This is a genomic window from Camelimonas sp. FR25, from assembly GCF_059740505.1.
Genome location: NZ_JCAWFG010000055.1, coordinates 43,583 through 59,737, shown reverse-complemented (window position 1 = coordinate 59,737; position 16,155 = coordinate 43,583). Strand labels below are relative to the sequence as shown.

Annotated in this window: 7 protein-coding genes; 4 read left to right on the top strand and 3 right to left on the bottom strand. The window is 69.0% G+C overall.

The genetic code is table 11. The annotated features are described in order from the left end of the window. Positions 1–154: 154 nt before the first annotated feature. The 3 genes from AC6A67_RS07120 to AC6A67_RS07110 are packed head-to-tail and all read left to right on the top strand — an operon-like array spanning position 155 to position 3,701. Complete coding sequence (locus AC6A67_RS07120; protein ID WP_498035852.1) at positions 155–1,834, top strand: hypothetical protein; 1,680 nt, start codon at positions 155–157, stop codon at positions 1,832–1,834. After that, a complete protein-coding gene (locus AC6A67_RS07115; RefSeq protein ID WP_498035851.1) occupies positions 1,827–3,266 on the top strand; it encodes a UbiA family prenyltransferase in 1,440 nt (479 codons plus the stop codon). The genes AC6A67_RS07120 and AC6A67_RS07115 overlap by 8 nt, the downstream gene beginning before the upstream one ends. A 57-nt stretch (positions 3,267–3,323) precedes the next feature. Then, on the top strand, positions 3,324–3,701 hold the full coding sequence (locus AC6A67_RS07110) for an SMR family transporter (RefSeq protein WP_498035850.1): 378 nt from the start codon (positions 3,324–3,326) through the stop codon (positions 3,699–3,701). 106 nt (positions 3,702–3,807) lie between these two features. Here AC6A67_RS07110 and AC6A67_RS07105 read toward each other — a convergent pair whose 3' ends face one another. The 3 genes from AC6A67_RS07105 to AC6A67_RS07095 all read right to left on the bottom strand — a co-directional run bounded on the left by AC6A67_RS07105 (position 3,808) and on the right by AC6A67_RS07095 (position 14,325). Next, entirely contained in the window at positions 3,808–11,031 is a 7,224-nt protein-coding gene (locus AC6A67_RS07105; protein ID WP_498035849.1) for an autotransporter outer membrane beta-barrel domain-containing protein, read from the bottom strand. Further along, positions 11,007–13,286, bottom strand: coding sequence for a hypothetical protein (locus AC6A67_RS07100; protein ID WP_498035848.1), 2,280 nt, complete (start codon positions 13,284–13,286; stop codon positions 11,007–11,009). The genes AC6A67_RS07105 and AC6A67_RS07100 overlap by 25 nt, the downstream gene beginning before the upstream one ends. A gap of 613 nt (positions 13,287–13,899) precedes the next feature. Then, the gene (locus tag AC6A67_RS07095) at positions 13,900–14,325 is read right to left on the bottom strand and encodes a hypothetical protein (protein WP_498035847.1); all 426 of its coding nucleotides are present in this window, start codon (positions 14,323–14,325) and stop codon (positions 13,900–13,902) included. Positions 14,326–15,331: 1,006 nt separating this feature from the next. Between AC6A67_RS07095 and AC6A67_RS07090 the strand changes: the two genes are divergently transcribed. Further along, entirely contained in the window at positions 15,332–16,096 is a 765-nt protein-coding gene (locus tag AC6A67_RS07090) for a class I SAM-dependent methyltransferase (RefSeq protein WP_498035846.1), read from the top strand. Positions 16,097–16,155: the final 59 nt, after the last annotated feature.

Below are 16,155 nucleotides of genomic sequence, written 5' to 3'. Positions count from 1 at the left end.
CGGTGCCCGAGGAGGGCGCGCTATGGCCAGGACGTTAGCAGACGACACAGCGTGCGCTGCGCTGGCGCCGCCGGTTGAGGGGGACCCGCATCGGCAGCGCTGGGCTGATGTGGGCGTCATATCTGCGATCAGCCTTGCAGGCGCCAGTATCTCTGTGGCGTTGCAAGGATTCCTGTTCGGCGATTCCAATAATATTTTCCACCTCGCATATCTGTTCAACGCCTATGATCAGCCCCAGTTTGCGAACGATGTCTTCACCCAGTCGCTCAGGAACTTCGTGTCTTCATTGTGGTGGCTGATCAAACCAGTGATCAGCGAGCACAATGTCGCCGCCTGGTTCGTGATCCTGCACATATTGTCGCGCGCACTGACCTTTGCCGGCCTGCTTGGCTGCGCGCAATTGCTGGGCGTCAACACCACGCGACAGCGCCTGATCTTTGCCGGCGCGCTGTGTCTGGCGTCACCCATGCGGGGCGTCTCCGCCGCTGGGGCAGGCGGACTGTTCATTGATCACTTCACCCATTCTGAAGTTGTCAATGGCCTCACCCTGTTCGTGCTGTTCCTGTGCGTGACCAGGCGCTTCGCCGGGGCGTTCGCTGTCAATGGGGCTGCGTTTTCGATCAACATCTTTATGGGCGTGTGGAATTTGATCCCGATGGGTTTTCTGCTCGCCTGGCGCTGGCGCGCGGAGCCTTTTGGCAGGCGGCGTCTGGCGCTGCAGGCGGCGACTGGCGCGTTGCTGTTCACAGGACTGGCGACGCCAACGCTTTTGTGGATCGTGCATGCGCACCAGGGGCAGCCCGCCTGGGAGCCTTTTAGCTATGTGAACTACCTGCGCGCATTCCCGGCGCCGCATTTCATCATCGACATCATCCGTAACGTAAACAAGGTGTATCTGGCGGTCATCGTCGCCTTGGCCTGGATATCTTTAGGGTATTTTGGCGCGGCAGGGCGTGGGTTTCGGATCGCGCTGGCCGGATACGCCTGCGTCTATGGCGTTGGCCTGCTCGCGCCTTATCTGATCGACAACCGTTTCATCCTCAACCTGCATCTGTTGCGGGTGAGCTATGCCGCACATTTGCTCGCTGCACTTGGCGTTCTCGCCGTACTGACCCGCTGGCTGACCAGCGCAGTCACGGTGGAGCGCTGGGTGCTTGGCCCTCTGCTGGCCGTTGCATTTTGCACCAGCCATTGGGTGACGCCGGCGGCGGCGCTGGTGCTGCTGTTGGGCGGCCCCAGGATGCGGACCACTTTCGAACGGGCTATCGGCGCGCGACTGGGAGCGGTGGCGCGCGCCGCGATCGTGACGGTTTGCGCCGCCAGCGTGCTCGGCTTCACAGCGGTGCGTGCACAAGCCAGTCTGGGCGCGGTGGCCCGACGCAATGGCGTCGTGGAAGAGTGGCGCCAGATCGGGAAGTGGGCGCGACGGCATACGCCTGTCAGCAGCGTCTTTTTATTACCCTATGACGATTTTGGCGACGTTTCTGTCCCGTTTGAAGCCTTGGCTCAACGGCAACGATGGGTGTGCGCGCGCTGCGGCGCCGCAGCCATGTGGGCGCCCTGGTACTACGCCACCTGGCGCGTCCGCGCCATGCAGAGCGCCCGGCTCGTGACGCCTGAGGCGACGTTCGCTTATGCCCGTGAGAACCGCATCGACTTTGTGGTTTTGCCGCGCGGCGACGTGGCCCGGGAGCGTGTGCCCGTGATGCAAACCCGAGGGCTCGCTGTCTTCGCGACCGATGCGCTGCTCACCGATCAGCCGCGCCAGAACGGCGCCGGCGCCGCGCCTTCACAGGGGCCGCAGCGACACCAGGGGGGAAGGCGCCTTGACTGATCCGCAGCTACTCGCCACCTGCGCGAGCGAATGGCCGCCGCTGGTGATCGATATTGACTGTGTGCCCGTGCGCTCCAGCGGGCTGGCGGAGGACGCCGTAGCACCTGCCGCCGCCAATGCGTCGCGTGGCATGGAGCTGGCGAGCGGGGAGAGGCGAAACGCGGCGTCTATCCGGGCGCATGTCGCCGACAGCATCGCGCCAGATCCGGCTGATCCGCCCTATGATAGCAAGGTGCTGTCGCTGATCGCCAGGGCGCGCGAACAGGGGCGGCCGGTTTATCTCATCTCGTCGCGGCATGCGCGCTATGTCTCTGCGGTCGCCGCCCATGTCGGCGCTGATGGCTGGTTGGGCTCCGACGACGTGGCGGCGCTGGCTGACGCGGAGAAACCGGCGCGACTGGCCGCCGCTTTTGGCGCTGGCGCATATGACTATGTCGCGGATGGACGGACGCTTGGGCTGGCCCAAGGGTTGGCGGAGCCGGTTAGCACCGCCTCCCAGCCTGCGCAGGCGACCGGTGACCCGAGCGGAGCGCGCGCAACGCCGTCCCGCGGTCCCGTGCGTGAATGGCTCAGACTGATGCGCATTCATCAATGGTCGAAGAACGCGCTCATCTTTGTTCCGATGCTGACGTCGCACAGTTTCGGCGCTGACGCCGTCATCGCGTCGGTCATCAGTTTCCTTGCCTTCTCGTTCGCCGCATCCGCCGTCTATATTATCAATGACCGGATCGATATTGACGCTGACCGGCGGCACCCGACCAAGCGCCTGCGTCCGCTCGCCGCCGGCGCCGTGCCCATGGGCATGACCTTGCCGGTGGCCGGCGCGCTCATTGGCGCAGCCCTCGTGCTCGCGGCGTCGGTTGGTCTGCTGTTCCTCGCCATTCTGCTTGGCTACCTTGCGCTGACCACCGCCTATAGCCTCGTGCTCAAGCGCAAGATGCTGGTCGACATCGTCGTCTTGGCGACGCTGTACACCATCCGGATCATTGGTGGCGCTGCAGCGATTTCTGTGCCGGTGTCCGAATGGTTACTCGGGTTCTCCATGTTTGTCTTCATGTCGATGGCGTTGATCAAGCGCTATATTGAACTGGCGGCGCTGGTCGACGCCCGGCTTCCTGACCCAAATAATCGTAATTATCGCAAATCCGATCTCAACATTGTTGCGACCCTCGCCGCCGCCGCTGGCTATAACGCCGTCACATTGCTGGCGCTTTACATATCGTCAGATAGCGTGCGGCAGCTTTATGAGCGTCCGGTGCTGCTGTGGCTGATTTGCCCGATCCTGCTGTACTGGATCGGGCGAGCGTTGTTGATGGCGCATCGTCGGCAAATGCATGATGATCCAATCGTGTTCGCCATGCGTGACTGGAACAGCCTGGTGGCATTGGGGCTGGTGTGCGTCATCATGCTCGCCGCAACGCAGCCGATCTGAGGAGCGCCCGCATGCAGTTCGCCCTCCGCCAAAGCCTGACGTCACCGGGAGGCGTGGATGCGACTGGCTGATCTGTTCGCCATTCTGGCCAGCGTGTCGTTGTCGACGGTGTCGCAGGTTTTGCTCAAGGGCGGCATGACCAGCCCGGCGGTGCACGGGGCGATTCAGGGGGGGCAAATTGCTGGCATGGCGTTAGCGGTTCTGACCTCGCCACTGGTGATTGGCGGCGTGGCCTGTTTCGGGCTGAGCCTGTTGATCTGGCTGGCGGTGTTGTCCAGGGCGCCGCTGTCGCTGGCCTATCCCTTCGTCGCCCTTGGCGTCGCGGCCACGGTGCTGGCCGGCGCCGTATTGTTTCAGGAAGCGGTTAACTGGGCCGCGCTGCTGGGGGTCGGCCTGATCGTCGCCGGCGTGGTCATCGTCGGCTTCGCCAGCTGATATCGCCAGGCGCTTCCGGGGCTGGCCAGCCGCCCCTGGGGGGCATATCGCAACGTCGTTGCATGCATCCGCGGCTTCCAGTTCCACCCGGCGGCGGCAGGGCCCCTCACCACCTTATCTGCAAGGAGCCGCTGACCCCCCACGACTGATAGGCGTGAGAGAGTTGCGCATTGGCGTTGGCGGCGACGCTGAGGCCGTTGTCCCAGTTCAGCTGCAGGCCGCCGCGCAGGTCGAGGGCGTCACGTATCTCAGGCAGGCCGGAGCCGGTGAGGCGGAACTCCGGCAGGCTGGCGAAGCTGCGGCTGACGCGCCGGGCTGGACTAAAATCGTGCATCCACGCCGCGCGCAGGAACGGGCGCGCCTCCATGCCGGACGCCGTGCGCCACACGCCGTCCAGTTGCGCGCCGAGATAGACAGGAAGCGTCTTCACGTCGCCGGCGTGCAGCGTCAGCCCGGCGCCAAAGCGGCCCAGCTGTTCGCTGTCGCCGCCCAGCCGCAGCCATGCAGGCTGGAAGGCGGCGAACGGCGTGAGGCCCAGGCCGCCATGGACCAGATCGATGCGATAGCCGGCCTCGAGCCGCCCGCCCGCAATTGCTGAAACGGTGCGGAACGCGCCCGAGACGCCAGGCGCGAGCACAGAGAGATGCCGGCGGAAGTCGGCGTCGCCGATGCCGGCGGTGGCGATGGCCGACACATAGGCCGGGCCCAACTGATACAGTCCATAGAGATTGGCTGAGCCATAGTGCAGGCGGGCGCTGGCGCCCATGCCTCCGGCTGCGATGTCGCTGCCGACATAGGTTGCGGCCGCGCCCAGGGTGAGCGGCAGCGTCGACAGCGTGTGATCGACGCCGAAGGCCATGCCCGCCGCCGTCTGCCGCACGCCGGAGCCGGTCATGCTCGAGCCCAGCGCCACGCCCCACAGCCGTTTGCCGTCGACGCCAGCGGCGGCGCCGCCTGCGTGGCGCGCCGTTGCGGTCTGCGCGCTCCGGGTCTGGCTGCCTGCGCTCAGCGCGTCCCGGCCCATGCCGCCGAGGCGCAACGCATCGAGGCGGTCGTTGATGCTGGCGCCAGACATGGCGCTGGCGTCAATCAACCCGGTTGGAACCAGGGAGGCGGCGCTGGCCCCGAGGTGATGATAGGCAGTTTCCAGCCGGCTGATGTCCGGGATCGCCAGCAGCTGCGGAACCACATTGCGGAACAGCTTGCTCGACCCCCGCGCCTGGATATGACCGACCGCCTGGCCGATATGCGCGGCGGCGGCGCCCATGCCGCCTGGGGCGAAATCCAGCGTCATCATCAGCTGCAGATGGCGCGATGAGCCGCCCAATCGCAGGTCGACGATGGCGGAGCGGCAGAGCAATTGCAGCGCGCTGGCGTCGATCCCGCCTTCTGCGGTCAGGAAGCTGGCCGCATAGCTGCCGGCGCGCGCCATCGACGGATCGGCGAGCGCGCCATGGATGTGACCGGCGAGCCGGGCGGCGCCGCTGACAGCGAAGCTGTCGCTGGCGCCTGTCTGGTGATCCAGCCGTACGGCGGTGACGCCGCCTGCGCCTTGGGTGAAGTCGCCATGGATCGCCGTCTGGCCGGGCGCGGCATGGGCGCGGGCCAGCCGACCTTCATTGTGCAGCACGCTGCCGGGCCCGCCAATATCCAGCCTGGCGCCGGCGTTGATCACGCCGCCAGCCTGGTTATGCACCAGATTGCCGCTGGCGGCGCTGAGGGCGAGGTCACCGGTGAGGGCGCCGCTGTTGTGAATGGCGGTGTAGCCGCCGCTGGTGGTCACCGCCCGGCCGTCAGCGCCGTCGATGGTCGACAGGCTGCCGGCATTGAAGACGTGGTGCTCGTCGCCCTCACTGTGAATGGCGGCGCCGCCAGCACCGCCGACCAGCGCCGCGCCAGCCCCGATGTTGAACACCGGATCGCCGCTGCCCTGGGCGCGCAATGCGATCGCGCCAGTCCCGGTCGCCGTCACGGCGACGCCCTGGGCGACATTGATCACCACCTTGCCTGACGGCGCGCCGTTGGCGTTGACGAAACGCAGCCCGTCACCACTGAGCAGCACGCCGCCACCATTGCTGGCCGACTGGGCGACCACGCCGTCGGCGCCTGCGCCGCTGACGCTGATTGGCGCATTGACATTGACAGTCACGGCGCCGCCGGCGCCGCTGCCCGCCACATATTTGCCGGTGGCGCCCGACAGCGCCGTCAGCACCGCGCCGCCGCCGCCACCGATTGACTGGGCCAGCACGCCAGGGGCGTGGTCGCCCGTAGTGGCGATGGCGGCGTTGACGGTGACGTTCACCGCCTTGGCGTCGCCGTGGCCGCCGCCGAAGCTGGCCTTGCTGACATTCGCCGCCGTCAGACCGCCGCCGCCGGCGATCGACTGGGCGATGAGGCCGATGGCCCGGTCGCCGCCGGTGAAGATGCCGCCGCTGCTGGTGACCTTCACGGCGCCAGAGCTGGCGGCTGCGACGCCGGTGGCGCCGAGCGTGGCTGAACCAGAGGCGCGGCCTGCCGTGGCCACGCTGGCCATGCCGCCGCCGCCAGCCACCGATTGGGCCACCAGGCCATGGGCGGCGACGCCTCTGCTGCTGAGCATCGCCGTATTGCTGACGAGGACCGAGCCAGCCGCGCCCGAGGCGCCGCCCGAGCCGCCAATGTTCAGATTAATGTCGCCTTGCAGATCACCCGACAGATGCGAGGCGCCATGGGCCAGCCCGCCGCCGCCGGCGATGGATTGCGCCAGCAAGGCGATGGCGTGATCGCCGAAAGTGGTGATCTGCGCGCCATTGTCGACCGTGACAGCGCCGCCATCGCCGCCGCCGCCGCCATCGCCGCCAAGCCCGAGCCCGATGGCGTATTGGCCGTCGCCATTGGCGCCGCTGGCTTCGCCATGGCTGGAGCCGCCGGCGCCGCCGCCGCCGCCGATCGACTGGGCGAGAAGACCAATGGCGCTCAGGCCATAAGTGGTGAGCTGGGCGTTGCTGGTGGTGACGCTGACGCCGCCGCCAGCGCCAGCGGCGCCGCCTGCGCCGCCAATGGCGAGGGTCGCTGTAGCGGCGCCCGCGCCCTGGGCCGCGCCGTGGCTCGAGCCGCCATTGCCGCCGCCGCCGCCGATCGACTGGGCCGCCAGACCCCAGGCGCTGTCGCCATAAGTGATGCCGGTGGACGGTGCGCCTGAGGCGCCAAACACCAGCTGCACCTCGCCGCCATTGCCCGCCGCGCCGCCGCCGCCGCCAATGCTGAGCGAGGCGGTGGCGTCGCTGCCCTTGCTGGCCTCGGCAACACTGGATAAAGCCAGACCGCCGCCGCCGCCAATCGATTGCGCCAGCACGCCCACGGACTGGTCGCCGGCGGTGGCGAAACCGCCCGTCAGCGCCACGTTGACTGCGCCGCCATGATTGCCGGCTCCGCCGCCGCCACCGACCGCCAGCGCCGCCGCCGCTTTGTTGCCTGCGGCGCCAGCATGGCTGACGCCGCCAGCGCTGCCGCCACCGCCAATGGATTGCGCCAGCACCGCATAGGCCTGGTCGCCAAAGGTCACGATGGGCAGGGCGCTGTTGACCGTCACCGCGCCGCCCGTGCCGCCGGCCCCGCCAGCGCCGCCCAGGCCCATGGTGACGGCCACGCCGTCCTCATTCTGCTGGTTGCCACCCTGGTCGCCGCTGCCCTCGCCACCGCCGTGCTGGTCGTCGTCATCCTGCCCGTTTTGGGGGGCGCCGCTGGAGACTGCGCTGCCAGTGAAGGCGCCGCCAAGCCCGCCGCCACCGCCAATCGACTGGGCGAGCACGCCGTGCGCGGCGATGCCCCAAGTCTGAATACCCAACGTCTGAATACCCGTGGTCTGGATGCCAGCAAAGGTCTGGGCGTCAGCGCTCTTGCCGGAACCCGCCGCGAGGCTGACGCTGACGCCTCCGCCTGCGCCGCCGCCGGAGCCCTTGCCGCCGAGACCAAGCGATGCCGCCACCTTGCCATCGGAACTGGAGGAGGGGGTGGAGGCGCCGCCCATGCCGCCGCCGCCGCCGATCGACTGGGCCACGACGCCGATGGCGCCATCGCCCAGGGTGGACAGCGCCGCATTGATGACGCTGACGCTGGCCGCCTTGCCTGCGCCGCCCGAGCCGCCCGAGCCCCCCAGCGCCAGGCTGGCGCTGACATTGCCTGAACCATCGGCGCTGCTGCTTGAGGCGCCGCCAGCGCCGCCGCCGCCACCGATCGACTGGGCCATCAGGCCGATGGCGTTGACGCCCGCCGTGCTGGCGCTGATCACGACGCCGCTTTGCCCCAGGCTGATGCTTGCCGCGCCGCCATCGCCAGCTGCGCCGCCTGAGCCGCCAAGGGCAAGGCTCGCCGTCACGTCGCCACCGTCGCCGGAGGTGGCTGAACTGGTCATGGCCAGGCCGCCGCCGCCGCCGATCGACTGGGCGACGATGCCGCTGGCATGGTCGCCGAGGGTGACGAAGCCCGCCGCGTCACTGACGCTGACCGCGCCGCCGTGGGCGCCGGTGCCTCCGCCGCCGCCCAGGGTCATGGCCGCGGCGATATCGCCGCCCGAGGCGCTGCCCTGGCTGGCCCCGCCAGCGCCGCCGCCGCCGCCACCGCCGACCGATTGGGCGAACACGCCATGCGACAGCGCGCCCGCCGTCACCAGCGTCGGCTGGGCATAGTCTGCGAGGGGAGCGGTCAGCGTCACGCTTACCGCGCCGCCATGTCCGCCAGCGCCAGCTGATCCGCCGAGACCAAGCGCAAGGGAGGCGCTGCCGCCGCCGCTGGTGGTGGTCGCCGCCGATCCGCCATTGCCGCCGCCGCCGCCGACGGACTGGGCGAAGACGCCAGCCGCATTAGGCCCAAGGGTGTTGATGTAGGTGAGGGCGCCTGCGGCGCCGCTGGTCACGGCGACAGCGCCGCCATCGCCGCCGGTTCCACCGGAGGCCCCGAGCCCGAAGCTGACCGCCGCCCGGCCTGCGCTCTCGCTGCTTGACGCGGACGCGCCGCCATTGCCGCCGCCACCGCCGACGGACTGGGCGAAGACGCCGGCCGCCTGGGCGCCCAGAGTCTGGATGCTGTTGCTGGCGTTGACGCGGATCGCGCCGCCAGCGCCGCCCTTGCCGCCACGGCCGCCGATGGCCAGCGAGGCCGATGCGCCATTGCTGGGCGGGGCGTCCGAGGCCAAGACATCTGCGCCAGTAATCTTCGAGGCCGCAGCGGACGCCTTGTGGGCGGCGGAGGTCGCGCCAGCGCCGGCCACCGAGGTGACGCCGCCGTCGAACTGCCCGCCTGGCATGGCGGTCACGGCGGTTGAGGCCGCGCCGCCGCTGCCGCCGCCGCCACCCACGGATTGGGCGAAGACGCCTGCCGAGCCGTCGCCAAAAGTGTTCAGCACGCCGCCCGTTTTAACATTGACCGCGCCGCCGGCGCCGCCGCCATCGCCGAAGCCGCCAATCGACACGCCAGCAGCAAACTGGTTGCTCGACGCAGCGGACTGCGACCAGCCGCCATTGCCGCCGCCGCCGCCAATCGATTGCGCCTGGATTGCCGCAGCATGGGCGCCATAAGTCGTGACGCCGCCGTGAATGGATCGCCAGTTGCTGCTGACGTCGACCTGCCTGCCATCGCCGCCCAGCGCGCCGCCTCCTCCGATGGCTAATGCGACCGAATCCTTGCTGGATATGGCGTTAGCGCTGGCTGCGCCGCCATTGCCGCCCGAGCCGCCGATCGACTGGGCGAGGATGCCCTGGGCCTGGTCGCTGTAGACGCTGGCCGCGCCAGTCTGGATGACGCCGCTGTGGCTGACGCTGACCGTGGACGCATCGCCGCCCGAAGCGCCAGCGCCGCCCAGGGCGATGCTGGCGGAAACCGCGTCGGTTTCCGGCACAACGCCGCTCAGGCTGAAACTGCTGGCGGCGCCGCCATTGCCGCCGGCGCCGCCGATCGACTGGGCGAGCACGCCCACCGATTGCGCGCCGAGGGTGGCGATATCACGCGCCGTAACGTTAACCTTGCCGGCGTTCTGGCCCGAGCCGCCCGTGCCGCCGACGGACGCAGCGCCGCCGACGGCGACGCTGGACCCGCCGCTGCCGGTGGCGAGCGAGCCGGCGAGGGCAGAGCCGCCATTGCCGCCGGAGCCGCCGACAGATTGGGCGAGCAGTCCCACCGACTGGCTCTGGCGCGTCTGCACCGCGCCATTGGCGATCACGCCGACATCGCCAGCGAAGCCGCCCGTGCCGCCGGCGCCGCCCACGGCGACGCTGGCGGCGGAGGAGACCGATCCTGCTGCGCCGGCGGTAAAGCCGCCATTGCCGCCATTGCCGCCAATGGATTGGGCGATGACGCCAGCGGCGCGCAGGCCGCCGGTGCTGACATCGCCGTTCAGCGTCACCATGCTGCCGCCTGCCTGGCCTCCAGCCCCGCCGGCGCCGCCAAGGGTGACAGGGATGGCGACATCGCCGCCCAGCGCTCCGGCGACGCTCCAGCCGCCATTGCCGCCGGCGCCGCCGATGCTCTGCGCGATCACGCCCGTGGCATGGTCGCCGCGCGTGGTGATGGTCGCCGCCGTCACCGTCGCCGCGCCAGCGACGCCACCCATGCCGCTGCCGCCGCCAATGCTGGCGGCGAGGCTGGGACTGAGGCTGACGCTCCCACCCACGGCGAAGCCGCCATTGCCGCCGCCGCCGCCGATGCTCTGGCTGATGACGCCCGCCGAATGGTCGCCATCGGTACGCACGGCGCTGGTCAGCGTCACCGTGCTTGCGCCAGCCGAGCCGCCTGCGCCAGCGCCGCCGCCCATGGCCAGGGTGAGGGCGCCTTCTCCGCCAATACCCCCGCTGACGGCGAAGCCGCCATTGCCGCCATTGCCGCCCAACGACTGCGCCACCACGCCCGCGGCATTGGCGCCGCGGGAGGTGACGCCGCCATTGCTGTGCACACTGACGGTCTGGGCCGCGCCGCCCTTGCCGCCGCCGCCGCCAATGGCGATCGACGCCGCCCCGCCCGTAGCGGACAGGGCGCCGCTGGCGGCGAATCCGCCGGAACCGCCGCCGCCGCCAATCGACTGGGCGAGGATCACCGGGGCGCCGCCGCCTGTGGTCAGCAGTTCGCCGTCATTGGCGACATACACCGTCTGGCCGCCGCCGCCCCTGGCGCCAGCGCCGCCGATGGCCACGCTGGCGCCAGCCCCGAGGCTGACGCCGCCTGCCGCGCTAAATCCGCCATTGCCCCCGCCGCCGCCAATCGACTGGGCGGCGATGGCGCTTGCGCCATACCCATGCGTGGTGATGGCGCCTGCGCCATACGACGCGTTGGCGTTCACGCCCTGATTGTAGACGTACACCGCGCTGGCGCTTCCGCCAGAACCGCCGGAGCCGCCCACCGCCAGGGAGAGCGCAGCGCCTTCGGCGAGGGCGGCGGAGATACTGGCGCCGCCATTGCCGCCGCCGCCGCCAATCGATTGCGCCAGCAGACCAGCAGACCAGCCGAGCGGTCGCCACTGGTGGTGATGACGCCGCCGGGATTGTCGATCACCACAACGCCGCCGTCGCCGCCGCCGCCGCCCGTTCCGCCCACGCCCAGGGCGATCGACGAGCCTTCCGCCAGCGCCCCCGACAGGCTCGCCCCGCCAGCGCCGCCGCCGCCGCCGATCGACTGGGCGATAACGCCAGCTGAATCTGCGCCCAGGGTGGTGATGTTCAGCCCGCCGGCTCCAGCATGCACGGCGCCCGCCGCGCCGCCATCGCCGCCCGATCCGCCGAAACTCATGGCGAAAGCGCCGACGACGCCGCCAGACAACGCCGCCGCATAGCCGCCATGGCCGGCGCCACCGCCAATCGACTGGGCGACGACGCCAGCCGCGCTGTCGCCCAGCGTCGACAGGGTGGCGTGGCTAACGCCTGCCACCAGCACGGCGCCGTCCATGGCGCAGGCGACGCTGTTGGTGAGAGCGAGGGAGCCGCTCAGGCAATTTACCGCGACGGTGGCGGCCGCCCCGCCCGAACCGCCTGAACCGCCATGGCTGATGGCGGCGCCCACGGCGCCCATGCTGAACGCCAGCGCGCCGCCGCCAGCGCCGCCGCCGCCACCAATCGACTGGGCGAGGATGGCGCTGGAATTGATCTCAGCGGTGCTGAGGCCGCCGCTATTGGCGACGAACACGGCCCCGCCGGCCCCGCCATCGCCGCCGGCGCCGCCCAACGCCAGCGCTGAACCGGCGGTCGAGGCGGCGACGCCAAAACCGCCATGGCCGCCGCCGCCGCCAATGGATTGCGCCACAATGCCATGGGCGCCGCCGGCGCTGGCGACGGGCGCATCGCCGCCACAGGCCGCGCCGGTGCAGATCGCGCCGCTATTGCTGACCGACACCGCGCCCGCCGCGCCGCCACCGCCGCCATCGCCGCCCCTGGCCGAACCGCCGAGCAGCACCGAGGCGGCGCCGCCGCTGAAGGCGAGGCCGCCAGCCCCGCCGGCGCCGCCGATCGACTGGGCGAAAATGCCGACCGATGAGCCATTGCTCAGGGTGATGGCGCCGCTGTTGCTCACCGTCACACTGGAGCCATGGCCCGCCGGGCCGCCGTCGGCGCCAAGCGCGTTGAAGCCGACGCTGATCCCGGCTTCGCCGCCGCCGCCGCCAACCGACTGGGCTTCAAGACCACGCGCGCCCAGCATGTGCGACGTCAGCGCGCCGGAATTGCTGACCGTGACGCTGCCAGCGTCGGCGCCATGGCCGCCGCTGCCGCCCGAACCGCTGCCGAACAGCCAGGAGCTGCTCTTGCCGCCATCGCCGCCGGAGCCGCCAATGCTCAGCGCATAGATCGGAATGGCGTTGGCGGCGGTGATGGCGCCGGAATTACTCAGGCTGACGGCGCCGCCGACGCCGCCGACGCCGCCCTTGCCGCCGTGATGACCGTTGTTGCCCGTGCCGCCCTTGCCGCCGTCGCCACCGGCGCTGACCACGCCTATGCCGACGGCGCTGGCGGCTGAGGTGATCAGCGACACGTGGTTGGCGAGGCTGACAGCGCCGCCGGCCCCGCCGGCCACGCCGCTGGCGCCATTGCCGGGATGGTCCTTGAGCGATGAACCGCCGTCGCCGCCATCGCCGCCCACCGAATAAACCACAATGCCCGCCGCCGTCACCGGATTGGCCGCAGCGGCCGGATTCAGCGGATTGAAGGTGACGCCAATAGCGCCGCCCGCGCCGCCAACGCCGCCAGGCTTGGCGGAGTCACAGCTGCTGCCCCGTGCATCTCCGCCATTGCCGCCATTGCCGCCACGGCTGCCGACCACCAGCAGTGAGCCATCGAAGGCCGCGCCGCCAGCCAGGCTGTTGCTGTACGTGGCGTTGACCGCTGGCCCGGCGTCGCCGGCGTGGCCGTTACCGGTGGTGTGACCATCGCCGGAACAGGCCGAATGGTCCGTGCCCTTGCTGCCCGCAACCAGTTGCGACACGACTGCGTTTGGACCAACCGGCACGGTGCTCGCCGGCGCGGCGAGCACCGCAGGGGCGATGGGCGCCAGGGCGACCGATGACAGCAGCACTGCCCGAAGACGTACAGGGCCAAGGCTCCGCACGGGGACATGAATGACTGCACGCACGGACGCTCTCCTGTCGCGATCGTCCGCCCTGGCGCGCCATCGCCAGACAGACATGTGGCACAGTGCGTACTAGATGCGCACAGAACCTTGCAGACCATGCCATGATCATGGGGCAATATCTGAATGTGCACGGTTAATACCGAGTCACCCAGGAAGAAGCTTGGATATTCTAAAGTATTGTCAGGCTGATCACGACAGCAAAGGCCGTGGGTCGACGAAAATGAGACAGGGCGACGTAACTGTCGCAGCGTGTGGTTCGTGCTGTTGGATCAGAAATGAGGGCGGCGATCCCGACCATGCGCTGACAAGACGGTCATGTTCATGACGGGTTAGCCTGGCTTTGTCTGACGCTGCGCTGCTGTGCGCGTCTGAGGCGCCCGCCGCCACCACCGGCGACGACCGATGACGCTGCGCAGGGCGCAACCAGAGGCGTGCGAACCTTAAGTGATGGCCAGCCGCAGGGCGCGGCGTCGCCCTCCGGCATGCCCAGCCTGTTCCCAAGGCTGGCGCAACCTGCTGCGACGCGCCTTGCTGGGGCGGGTTTCGCCGCGTTGGTGGTCGGCTGGCGTGGCGATGCGCCCACCGACCACGCGCGGCGAGGGGTCGACGCCCCTTATGCCCCGTGAGCGCCCAGCCAGAGGGCGACGCAGACCAGCCAGGCGGCCATCATGGGAATGACGAAAACGCCGAGCAGGGTCTTACTCTGCGCGCTGAAATGGCCCAACAGCGCATGCAGCAGCAGTCCGGCGCCGAGGGGCGCGCCGACCAGACGGGCCGGGCCCGACATCAACACGGAGGTTCCGGCAATCCAGATCGCCGCCGGCAGATGCACCGCCATGCGCGCAGTCCAGACGGCGTCGGACCCTGCGCCATTGATGGAGGCCATGTCGATCATGGCGTCGCAGAACAGCCACAGGTAACCAGCGAAGGTGAGAGCAAACGGGCCTGGCAACAGCCCGACGATTGGCGCCAGGGCGAGGTGGTAGACCAGCCCCATGGCGTCGCCGAGGAACAGGTTGCGATGTTTGAGGGCAAACATAAGGATCCAGCCGCAGAGCGACAGGAGCGGAAGATAAAATGGGGCGGAGGCGACCATTGCGCATGTTCCCGTGCAGTCCCGCAGGACGGTCAAGACCTATGCGCCAGGCCTGCCGGGGATTGCGACCCACTGAGCCCCCGGCGGCGCCGGTGCAGCAGCAATCGACGGGCAGGCGCAAGCGCATGCTACCGTCGCGGTCCGCGGCCGTTATCCAGGGCGCCAAGATGCTGACGCATCTGCGACCTGCGAAGCTCAAGCGCTGCTCGGGCTTGACCAGAACCCGATGCGCCATGCTCATCGGGTTCCGGTGTTACGGGCTGGATAGGCTGTTCGGGCGAACAGTGACCGGGGCTCCACCAAAATACCGGTCCGCCATTTTCGACAGCCCAGAGCTAAGCGCCTATTGCGGCTGAACAGCGGCGGGCTCCCGCGCCATCTGCATCACACGCTCACGAGACCCGGCACGGTCGCAGCCACTGGCTTGAGCGGCGGCTTGCGGCATGCACTGGACCAGGACGACGCGGCGGCGGCCCGCCCAGCGCGGCGTTGTGCAGAAGCCCGACAGAGCCACACCCATGGCGTCACCAAGGCTGTGCGCATTCGGTGCACGTGTTGCTTCGGCCTGGCCATGGCGGCGACTGGCCCTGGCCAGCGCTTTGCTGAACGCACGTCGCCCGGACAGAAAAATGCTTGGCATAGCAAGCGGTGGTCGCTCCTGACAGGGAATCCGCAAGTCGTCGCTCACGCCGTCGCCAGTACAGGCGGCGCCAGCTGGCGAAAGCCAGGCAAAGGGTCGCCTGTCGACATTTGGTCACATCGTGACAGCGCCGGCACATGTCACGCAGCGACGCCGCCGCGCGGCATCCGGATCTTATCCAGGACAAGCCACGCCAGTTATTATTGCCGCCGCCACCCCATCACTTTTTGCGCGAGCCTGTTGGCTGTGTATCCGGAAAGTCATTATTGTCCTGGTCAGGTTGAAATTTGAGTCGACAGGCGAGGGGGCATGTCACTGAATTACACCTTTGCAGTTGATCTGGCGTTGCGCCATAGACCAACCCATGGTCGCCTGCTTGACTATGGTTGTGGGACGGCGTCGCTTGCAGCATTGGCGCAGGCGCGGGGCTACGACGCCTATGGCGTCGACACCTTTGACTTCCAATATGCCGGCGGCGGCCTCAATAGCGCAGCGCGCAATATTGGCGAGCGCGCCATCGCCATTGCGCCGGGACGCGCCTTGCCATTCGTTGATGGCTATTTCGATATCATCGTGTGCAATCAGGTGATGGAGCACATCGCGCAGCTGGAGCCCGTGCGCGATGAGCTGGCGCGGATCACCCGACCTGGCGGTGTGTTGATCTGTCTGATGCCGACATCAGAAGTATTGTGGGAGACGCATCTCAAAATGCCGCTGGTGCATTATTTGTCTACCGGATCGCGCGCCCAGCGCTTCGCGGTGCAGGCGTGCAGCTCCATTGGACTTGGCGACCGTCACGTCACACCACATCGCGAAAGGGTGGAGCGCGCGCTGTCCAATCTGCAAGGCCAGATCTTTCATCGCCCGGCTGATGCCTATATTCGCCTGTTCGACACGCATTTTCAGCTGACGGAAGAGGCTGAGCCCGCGTGGCTGCGCCACCGGCTGGCCAGTCACCCCCGGCTCAGGGGCGCCGCCCAGCCTCTGCAAGCCCCACGGTTGGACGGCGCCCTGCGCAAACTCACGCGCCGCCTCGCTGGCGCCGTGCTGGTGTTTACGCGCCGCGAGACCTAGGAACGCAAACTCTGGCGCGACTACTTTCGGCAATGCCAGGGATGCCTGTCGGCAAGGCC